This window comes from Catellatospora sp. IY07-71 (genome assembly GCF_018326265.1).
GTDB lineage: Bacteria > Actinomycetota > Actinomycetes > Mycobacteriales > Micromonosporaceae > Catellatospora.
This window is the reverse complement of sequence record NZ_AP023360.1, coordinates 3,713,253-3,736,957: the sequence shown is the minus strand read 5'-3', so window position 1 is coordinate 3,736,957 and position 23,705 is coordinate 3,713,253. Positions and strand designations below refer to the sequence as shown.

The 23,705-nt window shown below is 73.3% G+C and carries 20 protein-coding genes; 10 read left to right on the top strand and 10 right to left on the bottom strand.

Going from position 1 to position 23,705, the window contains the following annotated elements:
* Window positions 1–170 precede the first annotated feature (170 nt).
* Window positions 171–1,823 carry a beta-1,3-glucanase family protein gene (locus CS0771_RS16810; RefSeq protein ID WP_212841866.1) on the top strand — a complete coding sequence of 551 codons (1,653 nt, stop codon included), beginning with the start codon at window positions 171–173 and terminating at the stop codon, window positions 1,821–1,823.
* A 143-nt stretch (window positions 1,824–1,966) separates the two neighbouring features.
* A complete protein-coding gene (locus CS0771_RS16805; RefSeq protein ID WP_212841865.1) occupies window positions 1,967–2,833 on the top strand; it encodes an aldo/keto reductase in 867 nt (288 codons plus the stop codon).
* Between the two features lie 271 nt (window positions 2,834–3,104).
* Here CS0771_RS16805 and CS0771_RS16800 read toward each other — a convergent pair whose 3' ends face one another.
* On the bottom strand, window positions 3,105–3,797 hold the full coding sequence (locus CS0771_RS16800; RefSeq protein ID WP_212841864.1) for an alpha/beta fold hydrolase: 693 nt from the start codon (window positions 3,795–3,797) through the stop codon (window positions 3,105–3,107).
* Window positions 3,798–3,845: 48 nt separating this feature from the next.
* Entirely contained in the window at window positions 3,846–6,545 is a 2,700-nt protein-coding gene (locus tag CS0771_RS16795; protein WP_212841863.1) for a tetratricopeptide repeat protein, read from the bottom strand.
* A 287-nt stretch (window positions 6,546–6,832) separates the two neighbouring features.
* Here CS0771_RS16795 and CS0771_RS16790 point away from each other — a divergent pair, with 287 nt between their 5' ends.
* Window positions 6,833–7,090 (top strand): hypothetical protein, encoded by a 258-nt coding sequence (locus CS0771_RS16790; RefSeq protein ID WP_212841862.1) that lies wholly within the window; start codon window positions 6,833–6,835, stop codon window positions 7,088–7,090.
* A 120-nt stretch (window positions 7,091–7,210) separates the two neighbouring features.
* Entirely contained in the window at window positions 7,211–7,606 is a 396-nt protein-coding gene (locus tag CS0771_RS16785) for a glyoxalase/bleomycin resistance/extradiol dioxygenase family protein (protein ID WP_212841861.1), read from the top strand.
* A gap of 65 nt (window positions 7,607–7,671) precedes the next feature.
* Here the strand turns inward: CS0771_RS16785 and CS0771_RS39445 are convergent, their stop codons facing one another.
* Window positions 7,672–9,705, bottom strand: a complete 2,034-nt coding sequence (locus CS0771_RS39445; protein ID WP_212841860.1) for a bifunctional diguanylate cyclase/phosphodiesterase — start codon at window positions 9,703–9,705, stop codon at window positions 7,672–7,674.
* A gap of 119 nt (window positions 9,706–9,824) precedes the next feature.
* Window positions 9,825–10,181 (bottom strand): DoxX family protein, encoded by a 357-nt coding sequence (locus tag CS0771_RS16775; RefSeq protein WP_244870840.1) that lies wholly within the window; start codon window positions 10,179–10,181, stop codon window positions 9,825–9,827.
* A gap of 204 nt (window positions 10,182–10,385) precedes the next feature.
* On the opposite strand from CS0771_RS16775, the gene CS0771_RS16770 reads away from it, so the two are divergent.
* Entirely contained in the window at window positions 10,386–12,476 is a 2,091-nt protein-coding gene (locus CS0771_RS16770; RefSeq protein ID WP_371821416.1) for a cellulose binding domain-containing protein, read from the top strand.
* A 69-nt stretch (window positions 12,477–12,545) separates the two neighbouring features.
* On the opposite strand, the gene CS0771_RS16765 is transcribed toward CS0771_RS16770, so the two are convergent.
* Window positions 12,546–14,030: a S1 family peptidase gene (locus tag CS0771_RS16765; RefSeq protein ID WP_212841858.1), complete on the bottom strand. Its 1,485-nt coding sequence runs from the start codon at window positions 14,028–14,030 to the stop codon at window positions 12,546–12,548.
* A 57-nt stretch (window positions 14,031–14,087) separates the two neighbouring features.
* Window positions 14,088–15,056 carry a LysR family transcriptional regulator gene (locus CS0771_RS16760; RefSeq protein ID WP_212841857.1) on the bottom strand — a complete coding sequence of 323 codons (969 nt, stop codon included), beginning with the start codon at window positions 15,054–15,056 and terminating at the stop codon, window positions 14,088–14,090.
* A 280-nt stretch (window positions 15,057–15,336) separates the two neighbouring features.
* Here CS0771_RS16760 and CS0771_RS16755 point away from each other — a divergent pair, with 280 nt between their 5' ends.
* Window positions 15,337–16,203: an alpha/beta hydrolase gene (locus CS0771_RS16755; RefSeq protein ID WP_244870839.1), complete on the top strand. Its 867-nt coding sequence runs from the start codon at window positions 15,337–15,339 to the stop codon at window positions 16,201–16,203.
* 63 nt (window positions 16,204–16,266) lie between these two features.
* Here the strand turns inward: CS0771_RS16755 and CS0771_RS16750 are convergent, their stop codons facing one another.
* Entirely contained in the window at window positions 16,267–16,932 is a 666-nt protein-coding gene (locus CS0771_RS16750) for an NAD(P)-dependent oxidoreductase (RefSeq protein WP_212841855.1), read from the bottom strand.
* Between the two features lie 97 nt (window positions 16,933–17,029).
* Between CS0771_RS16750 and CS0771_RS16745 the strand changes: the two genes are divergently transcribed.
* Window positions 17,030–17,467 carry a MerR family transcriptional regulator gene (locus CS0771_RS16745; RefSeq protein WP_212841854.1) on the top strand — a complete coding sequence of 146 codons (438 nt, stop codon included), beginning with the start codon at window positions 17,030–17,032 and terminating at the stop codon, window positions 17,465–17,467.
* A 207-nt stretch (window positions 17,468–17,674) separates the two neighbouring features.
* Here the strand turns inward: CS0771_RS16745 and CS0771_RS16740 are convergent, their stop codons facing one another.
* Entirely contained in the window at window positions 17,675–17,992 is a 318-nt protein-coding gene (locus CS0771_RS16740; protein ID WP_212841853.1) for a hypothetical protein, read from the bottom strand.
* A 10-nt stretch (window positions 17,993–18,002) separates the two neighbouring features.
* On the opposite strand from CS0771_RS16740, the gene CS0771_RS16735 reads away from it, so the two are divergent.
* Window positions 18,003–18,281, top strand: a complete 279-nt coding sequence (locus tag CS0771_RS16735; RefSeq protein WP_212841852.1) for a hypothetical protein — start codon at window positions 18,003–18,005, stop codon at window positions 18,279–18,281.
* A gap of 54 nt (window positions 18,282–18,335) precedes the next feature.
* Here the strand turns inward: CS0771_RS16735 and tnpB are convergent, their stop codons facing one another.
* Entirely contained in the window at window positions 18,336–19,748 is a 1,413-nt protein-coding gene (tnpB, locus tag CS0771_RS16730) for an IS607 family element RNA-guided endonuclease TnpB (protein WP_212841851.1), read from the bottom strand.
* A 416-nt stretch (window positions 19,749–20,164) separates the two neighbouring features.
* Window positions 20,165–21,826 carry a bifunctional 3-(3-hydroxy-phenyl)propionate/3-hydroxycinnamic acid hydroxylase gene (locus tag CS0771_RS16725; protein WP_212841850.1) on the bottom strand — a complete coding sequence of 554 codons (1,662 nt, stop codon included), beginning with the start codon at window positions 21,824–21,826 and terminating at the stop codon, window positions 20,165–20,167.
* A gap of 118 nt (window positions 21,827–21,944) precedes the next feature.
* Between CS0771_RS16725 and CS0771_RS16720 the strand changes: the two genes are divergently transcribed.
* Together CS0771_RS16720 and CS0771_RS16715 are read left to right on the top strand one after the other, a co-directional pair.
* Window positions 21,945–22,820 (top strand): exodeoxyribonuclease III, encoded by an 876-nt coding sequence (locus CS0771_RS16720; RefSeq protein WP_212841849.1) that lies wholly within the window; start codon window positions 21,945–21,947, stop codon window positions 22,818–22,820.
* Between the two features lie 38 nt (window positions 22,821–22,858).
* Window positions 22,859–23,686: a DUF72 domain-containing protein gene (locus tag CS0771_RS16715; RefSeq protein WP_212845872.1), complete on the top strand. Its 828-nt coding sequence runs from the start codon at window positions 22,859–22,861 to the stop codon at window positions 23,684–23,686.
* Window positions 23,687–23,705 lie beyond the last annotated feature (19 nt).

The following is a 23,705-nucleotide window of genomic DNA, read 5'->3' as shown; positions in this document are numbered from 1 at the left end:
GAGACGCCCGCCGTCCATTGACGGTGGGCGTTTCGTGGCCGTAACGTGAGAGCGCTCTCTGGACGAGAGCGCTCTCGCAGCCGGGCCCGCTGCGGCAGCGAACACCCGCCCGGCAAGCCCACCGGGCGGCGCCCTGAACCCCGTCCCACTCCCGGAAGCGAGGGCTCTTCATGCGTACCCGAAAAAGGGTCTGCGGCGCGCTAGCCGCACTGGCGCTGGCCGTGCCCGCGGCCGTCGCCGCGTCCGCGGCGCCCGCCGCGGCGATCGGACCCGATCCGCTCCCCGTCACCATCACCAACAACACCGGCCGCAGCGAGGCCGTCTGGGTCTACGTCATCGGCATCCAGCTCAGCAGCGGCCGGCTCGGCTATGTCAACGCGGCCGGTGCGTTCACGCCGTGGACCGGCGGGCAGCTCCCGCCCTCCCCCGCCCCCGACGTGGCGATCGCCGGTCCCGGCAACGGCGGCAGCACCACCGTCCGGTTCCCGCGCGGCTTCTCCGGCCGGGCGTACTTCTCCATGGGTGAGAAGCTCAAGTTCTTCCTCACCCCCGACGGCCTGGTGCAGCCCGCGCCGTGGGCGTCCGGCGACGCGAACTACAACATCCTGTTCGACTGGAGCGAGTTCACCTACAACGACGCGGGCCTGTGGCTCAACAGCTCGCAGGTGGACATGTTCGCCATCCCGCACGCCGTCACCGTGACCGGCGCGTCCGGCGCCACCAAGCGCACCGGCGACGTGGTCTCCAACGGCCGCAACAACGTGATCAACCAGATCAAGGCGCAGTCCGGCTGGGCGAACACCGTCTACACCCGCTCCGACGGCACCGTGCTGCGGGTGCTCGCACCGGGCAAGGCCGCCGGGGCCGGGCTGTTCAGCACCACGTACCTGGACAGCTACATCACCTCCGCGTGGAACGCGTACACGAGCAAGACGCTGACCGTGGTGCCGTTCACCGACCAGCCCAACACCCGCTACTTCGGGCGGACCAGCGGCAACGTCATGAACTTCACCAACAGCGCGGGCCAGCAGGTCGCCTCGTTCAACAAGCCGACCAGCGCCCACGTGTGGGGCTGCGACGGCAACCTGCAGGCGCCCAACGACCTGGTCGTCGGCCCGATCGCGCGCACGCTGTGCGCCGCGCTCAACCGCGGCACGCTCGGCACCGTCGACACCCAGCCGAGCACCAACGCGGCGCAGTTCTACCAGAACAGCCCGACCAACCAGTACGCCAAGATCATCCACGCGAACATGGTGGACGGCAAGGCGTACGCGTTCGCGTTCGACGACGTCGGCGCGTTCGAGTCGCTGGTGCACGACGGCGACCCGCGCTCGGCGAGCATCATCCTGAGCCCGTTCGGGTCGGGCGGCACGCCGGGCGGTCCCATCTCGTCGACGACCTGGTACAGCGTGGTCAACAAGACCAGCAACAAGTGCGTGGACGCGCGCTCGTCGGGCACCGCCAACGGCACCGCCATCCAGCAGTACACCTGCAACAACAGCTACGCCCAGCAGTTCCGGTTCACCCCGACCAGCAACGGCTACGTGCGGATCGAGAACCGCAACAACCCGGCGCAGGTCATCGACGTCAGCGGGGTGTCGACCGCCGACAACGCGGTGCTGCACCTGTGGGCGTACGGCGGCGGCAACAACCAGCAGTGGCTGCCCGTCTCCGAAGGCAGCGGGTACTACCACTTCACGGCGCGGCACAGCGGCAAGTGCGTCGACGTGCCCGCCGCGTCCACCGCCGACAGCGTCCAGCTCGTGCAGTACACCTGCAACGGCACGGGCGCGCAGTCGTTCCGCCTGGTCGCGCAGCCCTGATCCAGCTCGCGCGGCCACGGGCCGTCCCGCCCCTGCCCGGGTGGGACGGCCCCCTCGACTGCCCGAACCGCCGCGGGCGGGCACCCCGGCCGATAGGCTGAGCTGCGGGCCAGACCCTCCCCAGCACGAGGCGAGGAGCGACGATGACCACGCAGACCCTTCCCGCGGCGGCCGCCGGCCGCTTCACGATCGGCGGCGATCTCGACGTCGCCCGGCTCGGTTACGGCGCGATGCAGCTGACCGGCCCCGGCATCTGGGGCGACCCGGCCGACCCGGACGAGGCCGTGCGCGTCCTGCGCCGCGCCGTCGAGCTGGGCGTCGACCTCATCGACACCGCCGACTCCTACGGCCCCTTCGTCAGCGAGATGCTGATCAAGAAGGCGCTGCACCCGTACCCGGACGGGCTGGTCATCGCGACCAAGGGCGGGCTGACCCGTGCCGGGCCGGACGACTGGCGCCCGCTGGCTCGCCCGGAGTACCTGCGCCAGCAGTGCGAGCTGAGCCTGCGCCACCTGGGCCTGGAGCGTATCGACCTCTACCAGCTGCACCGCATCGACGCGAAGGTGCCGCTGGAGGACCAGATCGGCGAGCTGGTGCTGCTGCAGCAGGAGGGCAAGATCCGGCACATCGGGCTGTCCGAGGTGTCGGTCGAGCAGATCGAGCAGTGCCGCAAGCTCGCCACGATCGTGAGCGTGCAGAACCTGTACAACATCGCCAACCGCGGCGCCGAGGACGTGCTCGGCCACTGCGAGAGGGAGAATCTGGGGTTCATCCCGTGGTTCCCGATCGCGACCGGCGAGCTGGCCCGGCCCGGCGGCCCGCTGGCCACGGCGGCCGAGCAGCACGGCGCCTCCCCGGCGCAGCTGGCGCTGGCGTGGCTGCTGCGCCGCTCGCCGGTGATGCTGCCGATCCCCGGCACCTCCAAGGTGTCCCACCTGGAGGAGAACGTCGCCGCCGCCGAGATCCGCCTGACCGACGAGGAGTACCAGGCCCTCGCCGACGCGGTCTGAGCACCCCGCCGGCCTCGCGTGGGCTGCAGTTTCGGGGAAACTGCAGCCCATTCGCACGCTTTTGGTGCAGTTTCCCCGAAACTGCAACGCCCTCCGGTGCGGTAGGTGCGTTTTCGGGGAGCTGCCGCCCGCCAAGACGGGGTGGGTGTGGTATCCCCGAAACTGCAGACCCCTCGGCTGGGGTGGGTGCGGTTTCCCCGAAACTGCAGGCCGCTCGGGTGAGGGACGTGCGGGGTTCCCGGTGGGCGTGGACCGAAGGGGGCGCGGGGGGTCAGTGCGCGGCGGCGCGGTGGGCGAGGTCGCCGAGGAGCGCGGCCAGGTCGGCCGGGCGAGTCCACATGGGCCAGTGACTCGTGGGCAGGTCCAGGTAGGTGACGTCACGCAGGTCGGCGAGGCCGGCCAGCCAGGGCACACCGTCGGCGACCCCGGCCTTGATCTGGGCAGAGGTCATCGATGTGCAGATCACCGTGCTCGGGACGTCCAGCCGGGCGTCGTTCGCCGGCCGGGGCGGGGCCTCGCGCAGCGCCGCGCCGGGCTCGGGCACCGCGCGCTCCCGGAACACCGCCAGCTGCTCCGGGCTGAGCCCGGCGAAGTCGTCGGTGGGCAGCGGCTGCTCCACGCCGTCGAAGCCCGCGTCGAGTGCCCCGGTCGCCGGACCCGAGTCGACGTAGACCATCGCCGCGATCAGGCCGGGCAGCCGGTCGGTGGCGGCGTAGCCGGGGACCCCGGCGCCGGAGTGCACCGCGAGCAGCACCGGCCGGCCCGCGGCCTGCACCGCGTCGCAGATCGCGTCGATGTGGTCGGCGAGGCTGACCGCGGCCCGGTCGGCGTCGGCCGGCTCCAGTCCCGGGAGCGTGAGCGCGGTGACCTCGTGCCCGTCGGCGCGGAGCCGGGCGGCGACGTCGTCCCAGGCCCAGCCGCCGAGCCAGAAGCCGGGCACGAGAATGATCGGTGCGGATGCCATACGGCCGACCCTACGGGCGGTCACCGACATCCCGGACGGGCGGCCAGGTCAGGCGGCGTCCCAGGCGGCGAGCTGTGCCGCGGCCTCGCGGGTCCGGGGATGGGCGTCGCCGAGCGCCTGCCGCATGTCCCGCAGGACCGCGGTGAGTTCCTCGCCCGCCCCGGTCGGGTCGCCCGCGCGGTGGCGCAGCTCGGCGCGCTGCTGGCGGGTGCGCAGGGCGCGGGGGTGCACCGGGCTCATCACCTCGTCGATGACCGGCTGCAGGTCACCGAGCTCGGTCATGCCGCGCTGCGGGTCACCCGCGAGGCCGCGCCAGTAGGCGAGGTTGGCCTGGAAGGTCAGCGTCGTCGGGTGGCGCGGGCCGATCGCCCGGACGGCGTCGGCGGCGGCGACGCTGAACTCCGCGACGGCCAGGTCGTGCCGGCCGGTGAGGCCGCGCCAGTACGCGAGATTGTGGCGTGCCGTCAGCGTGTCGTGGTGCAGCGGCCCGACCAGGGCGTCCAGCCCGGCGACCGCCCGCTGGTAGGTCGCGACGGCCTGCTCGGCGTCGCCGCTCTCCCCGATCCAGCGGCCCAGGAAGTCGAGCAGGTTGAGGGTCTCCGGATGCGCCGGGCCCCGGCGGGCCGACGACTCCTCGGCAAGCCGGGCGAACGCGTCGCGCGCGGCCGCCGGGTCGCCGCCCAGGCCGAGCGTCAGCGCGACGTACCGCCGGGTGGCCAGGGTGAGGGGGTGCTCGCCGCCGACCAGCCGCGCGGCGTCGTGGGACAGCGTGGTCAGCTCATCCCGCGCACCGGCCGGGTCGCCCAGGTCGAGGCGCTGCCGGGCGATGTGCAGGCGGACCTGCAGCGTGTCCGGATCGTCGTCGCCCAGCAGACGCCGCGCATCCGCGAGCAGCGCCCGCAGCTCGGCGAGGGCGCCGGCCGCGTCGCCGAGGTCCCCGCGCGTCTCGGCGGCCTGCGTACGCAGCACCAGCACGTCGCGGTGCTCGTCGCCGAGCCGGGTGCGGCCCTCGCGGAGCAGGTCCTCGACCTCGCCCAGGGCGGCCGTGGCCCGGCCGACCCGGTTGAGGTGCTCGCCGATGCGGCGCAGCACGGGATGCATGCCGCCGTGCCAGAGGTGCTCACCGGCCTCGCGGCGCACCGCCTCGATGCTGTCGTACAGCGCGGCCGGGTCCACTCCGGCGATCCAGGCCTGCTCCAGCGCGTCCGCGGCGGCGCGGGCCAGGCGCGGCAGGTCCGGCTCGGGGACGGACTCGCGGACGGCCCGCTGCACCAGCGCGTGCATGGCGATCGCCCCGTCGGCGTGGGTGAGCAGGCTGAGCCGGTGCAGGGCGCGCAGCGCGGCGGACGCCTCGCGGCGGGTGCCGCCGATCCACGCACAGGCCGCGTCGGTGAGCAGCACCTGCTCGGGCACCCCCGTGGGGGCGGGCAGCGCGGCGAGTTCGAGCAGACGCTGCGCGGTGCCCGGCTTGGCCAGTGCCGCCGCCCGCTGCGCGGCGAGCTGCCAGGTCCCGGCGACGGTGCGGGCGTGGCCGTCCGCCGGTGAGGACGCCGGGAACAGGTCGGCCAGCCGCTCGCGCCGGTCGGCCAGCAGCCGCCGATACTCCGCGAGCGGGGTGCCGGTGTCGATGAGGTATGCCGCCGCCTGCGACAGGGCGAGCGGGAAGTGACCCAGGGCGGCGGCGAGCCCGGCCGGCTCGTCGTCGGGGCCGGAGGACAGCTCGGCGTCCGCGCCGACGTCGGAGTCGCGGAGCAGCGCGGCGTCGGGTACGGCCGGCGTGCTGTCGGGCCCGGCTCCGCCCGCTGCGGGGTCCGCGGCGAGGCGGCTGCGGAGGTAGGCGACCGATTCGGCGGGGGTGAACATGCCGACCGGGATCAGGCGGGACTCCGGCCGGAGCAGCACCGCGTCGCGGCGCCGGGTGGTCACCACGCAGCGTCCGGCGTCGCCGAGCGGCCACATGCCATCCAGGTCCGCCGGGTCGTCGACGTCGTCGAGCACGAGCAGCCACGGCTGCGGTGCCGCGCGCAGCCACGCGATCAGCAGGTCGGCCTGGGTCTCCTCGTCATGGCCGTAGCCGTCGGGCGCACGGGCGCCGGGCTGCTCGTGGCGGCCCGCGGCAAGCGCCCGCCAGGTCCGGGCATACCCGGTGAGCACCGACTGGCGCGACGACGCGCCGATCCAGGCGAACAGGCCGCCGCTGCCGCGTGCCCGGTGGAACGCCGCGGCGGCCAGCTGCGACTTGCCGGAGCCGCCGGGGCCGGTGAGGACGACCTGGCGCACGGCGGGGTCTGCCAGCGCGTCGTCGATCGCGGCGGCCAGCTCGGGACGTCGCCGCAGCGACGCGGCGTCGCTGGGCGGGCGGCCGACGACCAGGTCTGCGGCGGGTGCGGTCGCGGTGGGGGTACGCGCCGGGGCACGGTGCTCGTGCGCGGCGCGCCACAGCCGCCGCCAGCCCTCGACCGACGGGCCCGGAGCGCTGCCCGCCGCCACGCCGCCCGCCGTCTCGACCGCGCGCACCAGCGCGAAGACCTGCTCGAAGTCGCGGGGCACCGAGCGGCCGCTCAGCCACTCGCCGACCCGGCGGGCGTTGACGGTGACGCGGCGGCCCGACGGCAGCGCGGTGGCGCTGGCGCGCCGGGCGAGCACCTCGTCGGACACGTCGGGCAGCCTGCCGCGCAGCCTGTGCAGCGCGGACACGAACTCGGCCCGGGGGTCGGCGGGGTCGTGGCTCTGCGAGGGCTGCGCCATGCCGTACGACTCCTCCCCCGGCCACCGTCCGAAAGCGATTCTAGGCGACCGGGCGGACGCCCCTCGGGCCCCGCAGCGGCCCGGAGCGGGGACCTTCGCCGCGCGCTGTCGCCACGTTCTGACCTGGTTGGACGGTCGCGGGCGGGTGTCCGGCGGCGGCCGGGCGGGGTGGTGTGTGCCTAACGTCGGCGCATCAGCGGGTGGGAGGCAGCGGGCGGTGCACACGCCGGCCGCGCCGCACCCGGCGGAAGCGGATCGCCGGAGCATCCGGCAGGAAAGGCGGGAGCATGCGTACCCTCGGCCAGGCGGACATCGATCGGCTGCGCCGGTCGCACCGGAACCTGATGATCTCGCTGGCGCTGTCGCTGCCCGTGATCGCCGTGCTGTCCGTGGCACTCATCATGGCGGGCATCAACTTCCCGCTGCTCGGGCCGCTGCTCGGGGTGGGCGTCGGCTGGCTGCTGCTGATCCCGCAGCGCCGCCTGCTGGACGAACTCGGTCTCACCAGCAAGGAGGCGAAGGCGATCCTCAAGGCCAACCGGTAGCCGCGCCGGGTACAGGGTGAAGCCGCTGTCGAGCAGCCAGACCTCGGCCGGAGCCCGGCAGGTGCCGCCACCCCGGCCGGGCAGGACGCCCCGACCGCCGCAACGGGCTAGGGTCGCCGGATGACGACGACCGTGACCGGAGTCCAGGTCAACCTCTTCTGCGTGGAGGTGGAGGCCTGTCTCGCCTTCTACACCGCGCTGGGACTGGCGGAGGCGTTCCGTGCGCCCTCCGCCGGTCCGATCGCGCACGTGGAGGTCGAGGCCGCCGGTGTGCGCATCGGACTCACCGCGGCCCGGGTCGCCAACGAGCTGGCCGGTCTCGGTGTCGTGCCGGGCGGCGAGCCGTCCACCGAGCTCGTGCTGTGGTGCGCCGACCCCGACGCGTTCTATCAGCAGGCGATGGCGGCCGGTGCGGCGAGCGTCGCGGCTCCGGCGGACTCGCCCGACGGGCGGCTCCGTTACGCGTGGGTCCGCGACCCCGACGGCCATCAGGTCAAGTTCGTGCGGAAACGCTGACACCCGCCGGTGAGGGTTGAGAAGGTGCCCTTCCTCTACGGAAAACGTTAAGAAGGTGCCCTTCCTTAGGGGGTGAGGGTGGGGATGCGGGCGGCGGCGGCGTCGGCGACCAGTTGCGGGATGGCGTCGGCGGGGAGTGCGGGCGCGAGCAGGTAGCCCTGCATGAGGGAGCAGCCGGCGGCGCGCAGGCGGTGGCGGGTGGGCGCGTCCTCGATGCCCTCGGCGACGGTGCGCAGGCCCAGGGTGCGGGCCAACGCGACGACCGAGGAGACGATGGCGCTGTCGTGGCGGTTGGTGGTCATGCCCGACACGAACGAGCGGTCGATCTTGATCTCGTCGAGCGGTATCTCGCGCAGGTGCTGCAGCGAGGAGAAGCCGGTGCCGAAGTCGTCCAGGGCCAGGCCGACGCCGAGTTCCCGCAGCGCCTTGATGGTGCGCAGGGCGCGGGTGGGGTCGGCCATGAGGGCGCTCTCGGTTATCTCCAGCTGGAGCAGGTGCGGCGGCACCCGGTGCTCGGCGAGGCGGCCGCGCAGCCGCTCGACGAGGTCGTCGCGGAGCAGGTCGCGGATGCTCACGTTGATGGAGGTACGCAGGCTCAGCCCGGCCGCACGCCAGCGGCCCGCCTGGGCGACGGCGTCGTCGACGATGCGGTCGGTGAGCTGGTGCATGACCGGGGTGTGCTCGATCATCGGGATCAGCGTGGCCGGGGACACCGGCTCGCCGTCGGGGCCGCGGTAGCGCAGCAGCGCCTCGACGCCGACGACGCGGCCGGTGATCAGGTCGGCCTGCGGCTGGTAGTGCAGCGTGATCGCCTCGCGGTCGCCGGTGACGAGCGCGTGGCGCACCTGGTCGAGCAGTTCCAGGCGCTGCGCGTGCCGGTCGGTGCCGGCCTGGTAGAGGGCCACCCCGGTGTTGTCGCGCTTGGCGTCGTACATGGCGATGTCGGCGTGGCGGAGCAGGGTGACGAAGTCGTCGCCGTGCTGCGGGCTGACCGCGACGCCGACGGCGGCGGCCACCTCGACCTCCAGGCCGCTGAGGCTGACCGGGCCGTCGACCGCGGCGCTGATCTGCTCGGCGGCCCGCCAGGCGCAGCCGCTGTCGCGCTCGTCGAGCAGCACGGCGAACTCGTCGCCGCCGAGCCGCGCGGCGTACGCGCCCTCGGGCAGCGCGGCGCGCAGGCGTTCGGCGAAGGCGGTGAGCAGCCGATCGCCGGTGTCGTGGCCGAGGGCGTCGTTGACGTACTTGAACCCGTCCAGGTCCATGACGAGCAGCGCCGGGCCGCGGCGGCGGGCGGCCGGGAGGGCCTGGCGGCGGGCGTACGCGGCGTGCAGGCCGGTGCGGTTGCCGAGACCGGTGAGGTCGTCGGTGTGCGCGGCGCGGCGGCGCTCCTGGGACAGGCGGGCCATGCGCTGCACGGCGTAGAGCGGCATGATCACCAGGGGCACGAAGCCGAGGCTGACGTGGCCGGTGACGGCGAGCACGGGGCTGAGCATGGTCAGCGCGGTGACGTGCACGGCGGGGTCGCGCACGGCGGCCAGGCGGTAGCGCAGGCTGCCGGAGGACGGCAGCGCGTCGGGTGCGGTGAGCAGCACGGCCACGCCGTACACGGCGGTGAAGGTGACGGCCGCGAGCGCGACGGCGAGGGTGTCGCTCGCCAGGTCGGCCAGCGAGCCGCCCTGGAACGGGTCCGGCTCGCCGATCAGCAGCACGAGGTAGGCGGCGCCGAACGCGACGGCGTAGCGGGCGCCGCTGAGCACGGCGTGCCGCACCCGCTGGCGGGCGCGTACCGCTATCACGGTGACGGCGAGCGCCTGCACGGCGATGGCGGGGCCCAGGTCCCAGCAGAGCAGGATCGCGAAGGTGAACACGAGCGACGGGCTGACCACGACGCCGCGCAGGGGCCTGCCCACGGGCACGTAGGTGACCGCGGCGGCGGCCAGCGCCAGTGCGGACATGACCCAGAACGGGGTCTTCTGCGCGGCGGGCGGCACCTGGCCCATCGTCAGCACGAACAGTGTGATCGCGATCACGGAAAGTGCCGTCGGTACGGCGGCCACGCGCCGCCAAACAGGCACGCCGACCACTGACAGCGGTGTCACGAAGCCCTCCTCCGGGTTCACGGCTGCGGGCAAATGAGCTGCCAGCCTAACCGACGAACCGGGGAAAGCGAGCAAATCACGCGTACCGGATGATGCACCGCACGTCGGGAATAAGGCAACTAGAGGAAGCTGTAGACGCCGACGGCGACGCACAGGAAGAGCATGCCCAGCGCGTTGACGAACAGATGACGGCCGAAGTCCCGGGCCCGCACGTGCATGAAGATCGCGACCAGGAAGTACGCCACCAGCGCGGCGCACGTCAGCACCCCGAGGTACGGCACCACGATGCCCGCCAGCAGCCCCGCCGCCGCGGCGAGCTTGAGCGGCGGCAGCAGCCGCCACAGCCGGTGCGGGAAGCGGACGCCCTCCAGGCACTCGGCCACGAAGCGCACCGGCCTGACGCACAGCACCGCGTCACCCAGCTGGATCAGCGCCAGGATCACCACCGGCCAGACCGGCTCAGGCAGCACCGGCACCACCCCTCCCCCTCGATGTATTCAAGATTATGCCTGGAGTGGTACGTTGCTCACCGGCCCGGGAGCCGGATCAAGGCGGTCGAGGAAGGCAGCCTCCCGCCGTTACACCACGCTTGCTGCGCGCGCGTCCGCGCCCGGCGGGCAGGGTCCGGGACTGCCGTCGCCGCGCGCCGCGTGCACAGCCTCATCCCTGAGGAGACCCCTGTGTCACCGACCCCCGCCGGAGCCCCCGCCTCGGCCGGCCCGCCCGACCCGCTCCGCTCCCGCCGCCCCGGCACCCGCCGGGCCGCGCTCGCCCTGTCCGCCGTGCTCGCCGCGTCCGGCCTGGCCGCGGCCTCCCCCGCCGCCGCCGAGGACGCGCCCGTGCGCGTCACGGTCAACGTGCGGGGCGGCTGGGAGACCGTCAGCGACACCGCCGTCGGCGTCAACCACGCGATCTGGGACACCCACCTGGGCAGCGACGAGACGGCCGACCTGCTCAAGGACGCCGGGGCGCGGCTCATGCGCTACCCCGGCGGCTCGTACTCCGACATCTACCACTGGCGCGACCACACCGCCCCCGGCGGCTACGTCGCCCCGAACACCGACTTCGCCACCTTCATGGCCGGGGTACGCCGGGCCGGGGCGCAGGCGATCGTCACCGCCAACTACGGCACCGGCACCGCCCAGGAGGCCGCCGACTGGGTGCGCCACGCCAACGTCGAGCACGACTACGCGGTCAAGCTGTGGGAGATCGGCAACGAGAACTACGGCAACGGCCGCTACGGCTCGCCGTGGGAGGCCGACGACCACGCCGACAAGAGCCCGGCCGAGTACGCCCGCCACGTGGTGGAGTACTCCCGCGCGATGAAGGCCGTCGACCCCAGCATCAAGATCGGTGCGGTGCTGACCACGCCCGGCGAGTGGCCCGACGGCATCACCGCCGCCGGGGACGCCGGACCGTGGAACCAGGTCGTGCTGGACATCGCGGGCGACGACATCGACTACGTGATCCTGCACTTCTACGCCGGCGGCGGCAGCGCGGCCGAGGCCATGGCCCGGGTGGACCGGATGCCGGTCGCCATCGACCTGCTGCACCGCCAGATCCGGCAGCAGGTGGGCCGCGACCTCGGCGTCGCGGTCACCGAGATCAACATGACCCAGGGCATGAACACGCAGCCCGGCGCGCTGTTCGCCGCCGACGTGTACGCCGCCCTGATCGCCCGCGGCGTGCTCACCGTGAACTGGTGGAACGTGCGCAACGGCATCGGCACCATCGGCGAGTACGCCGGGCAGACCGACTACGGCGACTGGGGCCTGCTGTCCTCGGGCAACTGCACCGCCGACGGCGCGACCTGCCAGCCCGCCCTCAACACCCCGTTCGCGCCGTACTACGCGCTGGGCATGGTCTCCCGCTTCGCCCGGCCCGGCGACCAGTTCGTCCGGGCGGGCGCCAGCGACCCGGCGGTCAAGGCGCACGCGGCGCGGCGGGCCGACGGCGGGCTCGCGGTCATGCTGCTCAACGAGGACCCGGCCGCGGCCAAGCAGGTCAGCCTCTCCTACGCCGGATACACGCCCGCGGCCTCGGCGCAGGTGCTGCGCTACGGCAACGGCGACACCGCGATCAGCACCGGCACCGGCACGGCGGCCGCGGTCACCCTGCCGCCGTACTCGATCACCACGCTGGTGCTGCGCCCGGCGGCGGCGCTGTCCGGCCCGGCCGCGCCCGGCCGCCCCGCCGCGTCGGCGATCACCGACCGGTCGGCCACGCTGACCTGGCCCGCGTCGGCCGGCAGCGGGCTGAAGTACGAGATCCACCGGCAGCACGGCACCGTCACCGAGCAGTGGGGCGAGACCACCGGCACCACGTTCACCGTCGGCAACCTCACGCCGGGCACCACGTACACCGCCAACGTGATCGCACGCGACGGCTCCGGCAAGGTCTCCTGGGCCTCCCCGCCGGTGCTCTTCTCGACGGTCACGCCCGCGACGTCCACCTGCGCGGTGGCGTACAACGACGACAACGACTGGGGCAACGGGTTCGTGGGCAGCGTCGACATCGTCAACACCGGCACCGCGCCGATGGACGGCTGGACGCTCGCCTTCGACTGGCCGACCACCTGGCAGCAGTTCGGCAGCGGCTGGAACGCGAACTGGTCGCAGACCGGCGGCACGGTCAAGGTGACCAACGTGGACTGGAACCGCCTGATCGCGCCCGGCGCCAGCGTGAACGTCGGCTTCGTGGGCAACTACCAGGGCCCCAACCCGGAGCCGCCCCGCTTCACGGTCAACGGCATGCTCTGCACCACGCGCTGAGCGGCGGCTGAATGAGGAGGGCCCGTACGTGCCGCGGCACGTACGGGCCCCGATGCGGGGTTCAGGCTGTCACGGGTTGCTGAAGCCGAGCGTGTAGCTGCCCGAGCCGCTGTACGCGTGCACCCGGTAGCGGTAGTAGCCCGCGGTGCCGGAGTAGGTGATCGACTCCGAGCTGGCCGACGTCGTGCCGGAGGCCACGTTGGCCCACGCCGAGCCGTTCCACTTCTGCAGGTACAGGTCGAAGTCGGTGCCGGACGGGCCGGCCAGGCAGCCGCGGTGGGTGCCCGAGACGGTCGACTGGTAGTAGCTGTTGTCCGGCTGGTAGACGCTGCCGCCGCTGGACAGCGAGCCGGTGCGGGTGAACTCGTAGCCCGAGCAGCCCCCACCGCCGGGCGGCGGCGACGACGGCGGCGTGGTGCCGCCGGTCAGCAGGGTCAGGCCGTAGGCCTGCAGGATCTCGTTGACCGGCTGGAAGTAGGTGGTGCCGCCCGACGAGCAGTTGCCCGAGCCGCCGGAGGTGACGCCCTGGGCCTGGTTGCCCGCGATCAGCGAGCCGCCGGAGTCGCCCGGCTCGGCGCACACGTTGGTGCGGATGAGGCCGGAGACGGTGCCCTGGGAGTAGGTCACGGACGCGTTGCGGGCCTGGATGGTGCCGCAGTGCCAGCCGGTGGTCGAGCCGGAGCGGCAGACCGAGGCGCCGATCGCGGCGTCGGTGGAGCCGTTCACGCTTACGGTGCCGCCCGCGTAGTTGTTGACCAGACCGCGCGGGGTGTTGCCGGAGGCCACCTGCACCCAGGCGTAGTCGTTGCCGGGGAAGCTGGAACCGCGGAACGTGCCACTGGGCTGGGTGGTGGTCGAGCCGGTGCTGCCGCAGTGGCCGGCGGTGACGAAGCCGCCGCTCACCGAGAAGCCGACCGAGCAGCGGCTGCCGCTGCCGATGTAGTACGCGTTGCCGCCGATGACGTCGATGTAGGGCACCGGGTTCTCGGTGGTGGCCTCGATGTGCACCGCGCTCGCGTCCACCCCCGCGGCCTTGACGAACGCGGCCGCGTCGGCGCCGCGCGAGAGCACGACGACGGTGTTGGCGGCGACGTCGACGTACCAGCCGGGGATAGCCTTGGGCGCCTTCGCCGCGACCGCGTCGAGCTGCGCCTTGACCGCGTCGAGCTTGGCCAGGCTGTGCTTGACCAGCTTCGGCGTGGCGCCGGCGGCGGTCACCTTGGCGGCCTCGGCCTGGCTGGTCACGCCTACGGTGAACGACTTGGCGTCGGCCGACAGCCAGGCGCCGCCGTAGGTGCCGGCGAGCGACTTGCGCAGCGACAGGTCGGCCTTGGCCGCCCGGTTCTCGTTGGCGAGGCGGTCCTTGACCCCGGCGACGTCGAGCTTGAGGTCACGGGCCATGGCCTGGAAGACCTCGGGCGAGACGCCCGCGGTCGCGGCCGCGTCGGCGGCGCTCTCGGGACGGGTGTCGGCCGACGCCGGATAGGTCAGCGCGGCGGTGACGCCCAGGGTGAGGGCTGCCACCGCGGAGAGGTGGAGGAGTTTGCGATTCATGGGCCGAAGCTTCGCAACTCCACATCGATGGCGGCAGATATTTGATGGGTCATAACGTCATGCGATGGGCAGCGGCGGCCCGAACCGGGGATTGGCCTCGCACCACTTCAGATAGTGCGGGTTGCGGGCGGCCGACTCCGCGTACGCCGCACGGGCGTGCGCCAGCACCGCCTCGCCGTACGCCGCGGCCTCGCCGCGCGGGTGCCAGCCGAGCAGGTGCCGCCAGCGCAGCGGCCCGCCCGCGATGGGCAGCGTGACGATCCCGTCCACCCGGCGGAACGTCGCCTTGCACAGCCCGACCGCGTGGCCGGCCTGCACCGCGTCGAGGGCGTTACCGAAGTCCATCTCGTGCATGGTGCGCGGGGCGAACCCGGCCCGCGCGCACGCGGCGGCGAAGCAGTCGCCGAAACAGCCGTCCCCCGGCATGCTCGCCCACTGCGCCTCGGCCAGGTCGGACAGGTCCACCTCCCAGCTGTCGGCCAGCGGGTGGCTCTCGGGCAGCATCACGAAGATGGCGTCGATGGCGATCTCCCGCCAGACCAGCCCGTCGTCGGGCGCGCCGGGCACGGTGTCGCCGCAGACGCCGACGACGCAGAAGTCGAGTTTGCCCGCCGCCGTCAGCTCGGCCAGCTTGTCCGCCCAGTGCGAGGGGTGGGTGAGCACCTGCGTGCCGTCGCTCTCGGCCAGGCGCGACATGAGACCGCCGAGGATCGGGCCGTTCACCGCGCCGATGCGCCACTGGTTGGGCCGGACCACCTGCCCGGCCAGGCGGGCGGCGTCCTCCTGCAGGCCCTTCATCGCGGGCAGCACCACCCGGGCGCGGGTGAGCACCAGCTCGCCGAGGGCGGTGGGGGTGACACCCCGGCGGCCGCGCTCGAACAGCGGGCCGCCCAGGGCCCGCTCGATGCGCTGCAACTGCGCGGTGACGGCGGGCTGGGCGAGCCCGAGCAGCGAGGCGGCCTTGGTGACGCTGCCGGTGTCGGCGATCGCGCAGACCACTCGCAGATGGCGTACCTCCAGGTTCATGGTCCTCCAGTCGGCAAAGGATCATTGATCGGAAGTACCTGTAGATACTAATCGGCACATGTTTCCATGTCTCGGTGAAAGCGGGCGGGCCGTGACCGGTGATCCGGCCCATCACCGGCCGGTGTGCCTGCGCCCGAGGCAGGCCGCGTGACCGGCGATTCTGCCGATGCGTCCTGTCACCGGTGCTGATGAGACTGGCTCCACTGCCCGACAACCGGCTTCCCCGTCCCCCGTGGCACCGCCGCAACGGAGCCGGTTCCTCACCGTCAGGAGTGGAACAGTGCCGCAAGTATCCGTCCGCAGGCGGCTCACCCGCCTGGTCGCCACCGCCTTCGTCGCCACCGCCCTCGCCGGCGGAACCGCGCTGGGCGCGGCCGCACCCGCGTACGCCGACGAGATCGGCCAGGCGCCGACGTCCTCCAACATCACCGGCAACGGCAGCTTCTCCGTCTCCACCTACAACATCTCCAGCCTCGTCAGCGGCTTCGGCGGCGGCGTGGCCTACTACCCGACCACCTCGGGCCGCTACCCGGTGATCGCGATCTCTCCCGGCTTCACCGCCCGCTGGTCCAGCATCAGCTGGATCGGCCCGCGCCTGGCGTCCTGGGGCTTCGTGGTCGTCGGCATCGAGACCAACAGCATCTACGACCAGCCCGCCAGCCGGGGCAGCCAGCTGCTGGCGGCCCTCAACTGGGCCGTGAACTCGGCGCCCAGCTCCGTGCGTGACCGCGTCGACGGCAGCCGCCGCGGCGTCGCCGGCCACTCCATGGGCGGCGGCGGCACCCTGGAGGCCCTCGCGGCCGACACCACCGGCCTGGTCAAGGCGGGTGTGCCGATCGCGCCGTGGAACCTCGACACCACCTGGGGCGGCCTGAACGAGGCCGTGCAGATCGTCGGCGGCGAGAGCGACACCATCGCCGCGGTCAACTCGCACTCGATCCCGTTCTACAACTCCCTCGGCGGCCCCAAGAGCTACATCGAGCTCAACGGCGCCAGCCACTTCTTCCCGCAGACCAGCAACGCGACCCTGTCGCGCGCCCTGGTCTCCTGGTTCAAGCGCTACCTGAACAACGACGCCCGCTTCACGCCGTACACCTGCGGCTACAGCGGTCTCTCGATCTCGGACTTCCGCAGCAACAACTGCTGACCCCGAGCAAGGAAGGGCACCTTCTCAACGCTATGCGTTGTAGAAGGTGCCCTTCTTCACGCGTCAGCCCGCGGCCACGAGGACCCGCCCGCCGCGCACGTCACGTCCGGCGGCCGTGTCCAGCAGCAGGCCCGCCACGTCGGCCCGGCTCACCTTCGGGTTGCCCCGCAGCGGCCGCCCGGTCGCGTCGGCGCGGCCGGTCGCGGGACCGTCGGTGAGCGTCACCGCCCGCACCACCACGCCGGGCGGCGTCGCGGCCGCCACCAGCCGCTCGGCCACGGCCAGCTCGCGGTACGCCACCCGCAGCGAACTCGTCGCGAGCACCGCCCGCACCGGCGCGGGCAGACGCCGCCAAGAGTCCCCGACGCCGAACGCGCTGAGCAACACGAACCGGGTGCCGGCCGGAGCCGCGGCCAGCGCGGTGCGCACGGCCGCCGGAGCCACGTCGGGACGGCCCTCGATGCCGCTCCACGGGTGCCGGCGCCGGTAGCGCACACCGACCGCGACGATCACGGCGGCCGGTGCCGGGCTCATCACCTCGCGCATCGCGGCCGGATCATCGATCGAGCCGGTCACGATCCGCAGGCCGCTGCGGCCCCTCAGGTCGGCGGCCAGCCGGGCGGGGTCGCGTACCAGCGCGGTGGCGGACCAGCCACGGTCCAGCGCCTGGCGGACCACGAGCGTGCCGACCCGGCCGGTGGCGCCGAGCACGGCGACGTGGGTGTCCATGATGCTCCTTCCGATCACGACCGCCCCGGGCGGGGCGGGCTAAAGTCATGGCACACCTTCGAGCCGACTCGAAGTCAAGCCCGCCGGGGAGCAGCCGATGCACACCCTGCCGTCGCGTGATCCGCAGTGGACGGTGGCGCAGTTCGCCGAGCGCTCGGGGGTCCCCGCGACCACGCTGCGGTACTGGGACGACGAGGGCCTGCTGGTGGCCGACCGGCTGGTCAACGGGCACCGCCGGTACACGTACGGGCACACGGCCCGGCTCCAGATGATCCAGATGTGCCAGGCGCTGGGCTGCACGGCCGACGAGATCCGCCTGATCCTGGACACCCCGGACCCGGCGGCTCGGGCGCGTTACGCAGCAGAGAAGCTGCCCGAGGTGCTGGAGAAGATCGAGATCCTGCGGGTGGCGGCCACGGTGCTGCGCCACGTCGCCGAATGCGCCCACCCCGACGCGGCCAGCTGCGGCGCCTGGATGCGCGAGCAGCTGCCCGACGACGCCCGCCCGGCCCACCGGCCGCCCCGCCGGTCCTGACCTGACCCCGTCGCGGGCGACTCAGCCGGCACGGCAGGACCGAACCGCGCTTCTGCCGAGCCGACCCACATGCCCGCGCCCTCTCCCACCCACCTGTGCTCACCGGCCGGTCGGCAGGCCCACGCGCCCCGGGAGTCGTCGTAGCATCCCGGCGGGCCGTGGCGGTTGCGCTCACGGCGCTTCCGAGACGCCGAGCACGGCGTCTCATCACGGGGAGGAGACATGATGGCCGGTGAGACAACGGCACCTGTGCCGGGCGGCGGGCAGGCCGGGACGGGCCTCGCTCCCGCGGTTCGTGCGGTCTGGGTGGCCTTCGCCGTGCTCGCGGTGCTCGGCATGGCCGCCCAGGTCGCGGTGGCCGGTTCGATCCTGGCGGCGCGGGCCGAGCGGATCGGCTTCGTGGACGATCTGGGCTATTGGCGGCCGCACCTGATCGCCGTGTCCGCCGTGGTGCTGGGCCTCGGCCTCATCGCGATCGGACTGTTCCGGCGCGGCGGCGGAGCACGCCTGGTCGGCCGCGGCCATGATCGCGACGGTGGCAGCCCTGCTCGGCGGGCCCGTGGTGCTCCTGCTGTGGCAACTGTTCCACACCTCCGACCGCGGATCCGTCGGATCGCTGGTCCACGACCTCTATCCGCTGCTGCCGTGGGTCCGCGCGGCCGTCGTGGCCTACCTCGTCTGGCGGGCCGTGCGGGGGACGCTGCGGGTCACCGGCCTGCTGGCCACGGGCACCGTGCTGACCTTCACGGCATTGGCCGCGCTGGTGCTGGCCGTCGTGTACGTCACCGTCCCGTCGACCTGCTGCCGTTGCTGATTCCATACTCGGATGTCAGCAATCCCGGCCTTTCGGGCGGGAAGGTTCCTGCCATCACCGGAGCGTGACCGCTTCGGCTTGACGAGGATCTCTCGTTTCTGTCCGCTGATGCGGGATTGCGCCACCTGCCCGCCCACCCGGCCGCTTGCGCGGTCGGGTGGTGGCGCGGGTCTGACGGTCGGCTCCACGAGGGTTCGACGCTTTCGCGTCCTGGTCTCCGGCCACTCCGGTACCAGCCAAGACTGCCGCCGCCAGGGCGGCGAGGTTACGTGCCGCGTTCGCGTCACGGTCCATCACCAAAGGGCACTGTTCGCAGGTGAACACCCGGACATGCAGCGGCAGCTTGGCTTTCACCGCACCGCACTCCGAGCAGGTCTTCGACGACGGGTACCAGCGGCCGGCCTTCCCGGTGACCCCGCCGGCCCACTCGCCCTTGTACTCGATCTGACGGCGTATCTGCCCGAACCCGGCGTCGGCGACCTTCCGGGCCAGCCGCCGGTTGGCCACCATTCCGGCGACGTTCAAATCCTCGACCACCACCGTGACGTATTCGGCGCGGATCGCGGTGGTGAGCTTGTGCAGCGCGTCGGTGCGCAGGTTCGCGACCCGGTGGTGGACCCGGTTGCGTTCGGCGTCGGCCTTGACCCACCGTCGCGACGGGGCGCGGCCAGCACGCCGGTCCGGTCCCCGGCGGCGCGAGACCCGCCGGGACAGCCGACGCAGCCTGGCCAGGGCGTTGTCGTAGTGCCCGGGGTTGGGCACATACCTGATGTCGCCGGTGCTGTCGGCCAGCACCGCCAGGTGCCTGACCCCGAGATCGACCCCCACCACGGTGTCGGTCAGGGCCGGGGCGCGCGCGTCGCGGATGACCTCGACCTGGAACGACACGAACCACCGCCCGCGCGCGAAACTCACCGTCGCCGACAGGATCCGGGCGGTACCCGCGGCGAGGCGGCGCTGGAGTTTACGGGTGTTCTCGTGGGTGCGGATCGTGCCCAGCCTCGGCAATGTCACATGTCTGCGGTCGGGCTCGACGCGGATCGTGCCGGTCGTGAACCGGCACGACAACCTCGCCCCACGCTTGGACTTGCGCCGTGGCATGCCCATCCGACGGCCGCCACGTACACCCTGCTTGGACTTGGTGTAGTTGTCGAACGCCGCCGCCGCGTTGGCCAGCCCGGTGCTGTAGGACTCCTTCGAATTGTCGGCCCACCACCCGGCAAACCGCGGATCGGTGTGCTTCACCACGTTGAACGCCTTACGCAGCGCAGGCAGCGACGACGGCCGCCACGGCGTGAGCTGCTCCTCGGCGATGCCGTAGGACTGCTCGGCCCTGCGCTGCCACCACGTCGCCGTCACCCAGGACACGGCCCAGTTGTAGGCCGCCCGCGCCGCACCGCAATGCGAACGCAACGCGACCTGCTGACCCACATTCGGGTCCAATGCGAACCGGTACGCCTGCACCACGAAACCAGCCCGCGGCTCAAACCCCTTCACACCTGGCCGCCTGCGCACACAGCCGAACATCCGCCACGTACAGACAGCCCACCGCAGGCAGACCGCCGAACGGCGACATCCCGACTACCGGCCGACAACAGGCGAAGCACCACATACCGACAATACATGCCCCTACATCAGCACCCCCAGCGGGCGAACCCGCAGCGGCGCCCCCATCGCCCCACCATCAGACACCACACATGACGACACACGACTACACCTGTCGACAAACACCGGAGCAGTTCGCAACCCCTGGTAACCGCCCAGCCCTCCGCCGCCCGCCCTCCGCGGCAGGCAGTTTCGGGGAAAGTGCAGGTTGCCCACGTCTTGTTCGTGCACTTTCCCCGAAACTGCCTGCCGGCACTGACCCGCGGGCGGCGCAGCGGTTAGGGGCGGGCGGTGTGGGAGGGGCGTGGGGCGGCGAGGGACGCGGTGAGTTCGCGGAGCACGCCGTGGGCATCGGCTGCCAGCGCGACGGCGTACACGAACCGGTCGGGCCGCAGCACCACGAGGTCGACGCCGCGCTCGCGCAGCCATCCGGCAAGCACACCGCCGGTGTCGACGACGTCGACCCGCGAGCCGTCGTCCGAGCCGGAGGAGGGCGCGACGATGCCACCGGCCGGATGCACCGCCACCCGCCGCAGCGGCGGCGTCGCTCCGCCCGGCTCGCCCGAGGGACTGTCCGCCTCCCCCAGCGCCGCGACGGCTGCCGCGAGGCCGACCACCGCGAACCCGTCGCCGAGCACCTCGTCGAGCGGCACCGGCGCGGCAGAACCCGGCAGGGTCACCGTGGGCTGCGGGAACAGGCAGCCGACCGGGCCGTTGCGCCGCCCGCCGCGCATCAGGCCGTGCTCGTACGCCGGCACGGGTTTGAACTCGAAGTGCTCGACCGCCCGCCGCACCCGCGGCACCAGCTGCGCCGCCGTCAGCAGCGTGTCCCGGGCCCAGGCCCCGGCCCGGCTGCGCGCCAGGAACACCCGCCCCAGGTTGACGCTCATCCGCGCCATCGCCACGGTGTGCGGGCGGCGCTCGGCCTCGTACGTCTCCAGCAGCCCGTCCCCCGCCCGCCCGGCCAGCACCAGGGCCAGCTTCCAGGTCAGGTTCGCCGCGTCGCGCAGCCCGCTGACCAGGCCCTGCCCGAGGAACGGGGGCATCTGGTGCGCGGCGTCGCCGAGCAGGAACACCCTGCCCTCCCGCCACCGCGCGGCCACCAGGTCGTGGAAGGTGTACCCGACGGCCCGCGTGACGGTGAACCGCGCCGGATCCACGTACGGCGCGACCAGCTCGGCGACCACCTCGGGCCGGGTCATCCCGGCGGCGGTCTCGCCGGGCCGCAGCATGAACTCCAGCCGGTAGCCGCCGGCGGTGCCGGGTGACACGAACGCGGGCCGCCGCCAGTCGCACACGAACGTGGTGTGCGGGACGCGCACCGCGTCCGGCGGCACGTCCCCGGAGATCGCCAGCCAGGGCTCGCCGTAGCTGCGCCCGCTCAGCGCGATGCCCGCCTCGGCCCGGGTGGTGCTGCGCGCGCCGTCGCAGCCCAGCACGTACCGGGCCCGGACCAGGCTGGTCTGCCCGGTGGCCGCGTCGCGCAGGGTGACGTCGACGCCGTGCGCGTCCTGGGCCAGGCCCACCAGCTCGGTGCCGAGCCGCAGCGTGACGTGGCCGAAGCGGTCCAGCCCCGTACGCAGCGCCGCCTCCAGCCGGGGCTGGTCGAAGAAGTTCAGCGGCGGGTGCCCGAAGCCGAAGTCGACCTCGGACAGGCGGACCCGGGCGAAGACCCGGCCCGCCCGGTTGACGTAGTTCGCCAGCACCGGCCGGTGCATGTCCGGGCCGACCTCGCCGAGCAGCCCCGCCTGCTGGTAGACGCGCAGCGCCTCGTCGTCGCAGGAGAACGCGCGCGGCTGGCCGTGCGGCAGCGCGCTGCGCTCGACGACCAGCGTGCTGACGCCGCGTACGCCGAGCAGGTTGGCGGTGAGCGCGCCGACGGGGCCGCAGCCGACGATCACGACGTCGACATCGGCGGGGGTCGCGGAGGGGGTGGTCATGGCCGGTCCTTGTCGTTCGGGGGAGGCGCCGGTGCGGCGGCGGCAACGTAACCGGGGGCGCGTGCATTCGGCGTGCACCGCCGGGCCGGCCGGTCCGCTGCCCTATATCGTGGGTCCGGTGCGGGTGACGACCTGGAACGTGAACTCGGTGAAGCAGCGGCTGCCCCGGCTCCTGCCGTGGCTGGACCAGCGCAGGCCGGACGTGGTCTGCCTGCAGGAGCTGAAGCTCGGCGACGACGCCTTCACCGAGCTGCTGGGCGAGGAGCTGGCCGGGCGGGGGTACGCGTTCGCCGTGCACGGCGAGGCCCGCTGGAACGGCGTGGCGATCCTGTCGAAGGTCGGCCTCGACGACGTCGTGCAGGGGCTGCCGAACGGGCCGGGCTTCCCCCAGCAGGAGGCGCGGGCGGTGGCCGCGACCTGCGGCGGCATCCGCGTGCACTCGGTGTACGTGCCCAACGGGCGGGAGCCGGACTCCGACCACTACCGGTACAAGCTGGCCTGGCTGGCGGCGCTGCGTGACACCGTCGCCGCGGGCCCCGAGGCGGCGATCGTGGCCGGTGACGTGAACATCGCACCCGCCGACGCGGACGTGTTCGACCCGGCGGCGTTCGTGGGCAGCACTCACGTGACCGCGCCGGAGCGGGCGGCGCTGGCCGAGCTGCAGGCGCTCGGGCTGCACGACGTGGTCCGCGACCGCTGGCCGCAGGAGCGCGTCTTCTCCTACTGGGACTACCGGGCCGGCATGTTCCACCAGGACCTCGGCATGCGCATCGACCTGATCCTGGCCTCGGCCCCGGTGGCCGCGCGAGCGAAGGCCGCCTGGGTGGACCGGCTGGCCCGCAAGGGCACCGGCCCCAGCGACCACGCGCCGGTGGTCGTCGACCTGGACGAGGCGCCCGACGGCGACATCGGCCCGGTGGTGCCGCCGCCGTCCGCACCGCGCACCGGGCGGGGCGCGAAGCTGCCGCAGGCCCCGGCCCCGACCGACACATGAGCGGCACCTTGGACCCCCGCCTGCACGTGGGCTGCGCGATGTGGACGCACAAAGCGTGGCCGGGACACGCCCTGCCGCCCGGCGAGCGCCTGCGCTGGTATGCGAGCTGCTGCAACGCGGTCGAGGGCAACACGACCTTCTACGCGACCCCGGCACGGAGCACGGTGGAGACGTGGGCGGAGCAGACCGGGCCGGACTTCCGGTTCGTGGTGAAGCTGCCCAAGCCGATCACGCACGAGCGGCGGCTGTCCGGCGCCGACGAGGAGCTGCGGGTCTTCCTGGACGCGATCGAGCCGCTCGGCCCGCGCAACCACGCGCTGTGGCTCCAGCTGCCGGGCTCGTTCGGCCCGAGCGACGTCGGCGATCTCGCCGCGTTCCTGCGGCGGCTGCCGGGCACCTTCCGGTATGCCGTCGAGGTGCGCCACCGGGCGTTCTTCGAGGACCCGCGCGAGGTGCGGCAGCTCGAACAGGTGCTCGGGGCGGCCGGGGCGGAGTGGGTGCCGTTCGACACGGTCGCGTTCTTCGACACGCCGCCGACCAGCGACGCCGAGCGCGACGCGTGGCTGAAGAAGCCGCGCATGCCGCGCCGCTCGGCCGCGCTGACCGACCGGCCGATCGTGCGCTACCTGGGCCGCGACGACACCGACCGGACCGTGGCGGGCTGGGCGCACTGGGTGGACGTGGTCGCGGGCTGGCTGCGCGAAGGGCGCTCGCCGACGGTGTTCGTGCACACGCCCGACAACGCCGACGCGCCCGAGCTGGCCCGCCGCTTCCACGGGGAGGTGCGGGCACGCGTACCGGAGCTGGCCGCCCTGCCCGAGCCGGTGGAGCCGGCCCGCGACGACGAACCGCTCACCCTGTTCTGACCCGGGTTGTTGCCGGAAC

Excerpts from the sequence above, each read along its gene's own strand:
- CS0771_RS16810 (WP_212841866.1), top strand. The coding sequence starts at position 171 with ATGCGTACCCGAAAAAGGGTCTGCGGCGCGCTAGCCGCACTGGCGCTG.
- CS0771_RS16805 (WP_212841865.1), top strand. The coding sequence starts at position 1,967 with ATGACCACGCAGACCCTTCCCGCGGCGGCCGCCGGCCGCTTCACGATC.
- CS0771_RS16800 (WP_212841864.1), bottom strand. The coding sequence starts at position 3,797 with ATGGCATCCGCACCGATCATTCTCGTGCCCGGCTTCTGGCTCGGCGGC.
- CS0771_RS16795 (WP_212841863.1), bottom strand. The coding sequence starts at position 6,545 with ATGGCGCAGCCCTCGCAGAGCCACGACCCCGCCGACCCCCGGGCCGAG.
- CS0771_RS16790 (WP_212841862.1), top strand. The coding sequence starts at position 6,833 with ATGCGTACCCTCGGCCAGGCGGACATCGATCGGCTGCGCCGGTCGCAC.
- CS0771_RS16785 (WP_212841861.1), top strand. The coding sequence starts at position 7,211 with ATGACGACGACCGTGACCGGAGTCCAGGTCAACCTCTTCTGCGTGGAG.
- CS0771_RS16765 (WP_212841858.1), bottom strand. The coding sequence starts at position 14,030 with ATGAATCGCAAACTCCTCCACCTCTCCGCGGTGGCAGCCCTCACCCTG.
- CS0771_RS16760 (WP_212841857.1), bottom strand. The coding sequence starts at position 15,056 with ATGAACCTGGAGGTACGCCATCTGCGAGTGGTCTGCGCGATCGCCGAC.
- CS0771_RS16750 (WP_212841855.1), bottom strand. The coding sequence starts at position 16,932 with ATGGACACCCACGTCGCCGTGCTCGGCGCCACCGGCCGGGTCGGCACG.
- CS0771_RS16745 (WP_212841854.1), top strand. The coding sequence starts at position 17,030 with ATGCACACCCTGCCGTCGCGTGATCCGCAGTGGACGGTGGCGCAGTTC.
- CS0771_RS16740 (WP_212841853.1), bottom strand. The coding sequence starts at position 17,992 with ATGGCCGCGGCCGACCAGGCGTGCTCCGCCGCCGCGCCGGAACAGTCC.
- CS0771_RS16725 (WP_212841850.1), bottom strand. The coding sequence starts at position 21,826 with ATGACCACCCCCTCCGCGACCCCCGCCGATGTCGACGTCGTGATCGTC.
- CS0771_RS16715 (WP_212845872.1), top strand. The coding sequence starts at position 22,859 with ATGTGGACGCACAAAGCGTGGCCGGGACACGCCCTGCCGCCCGGCGAG.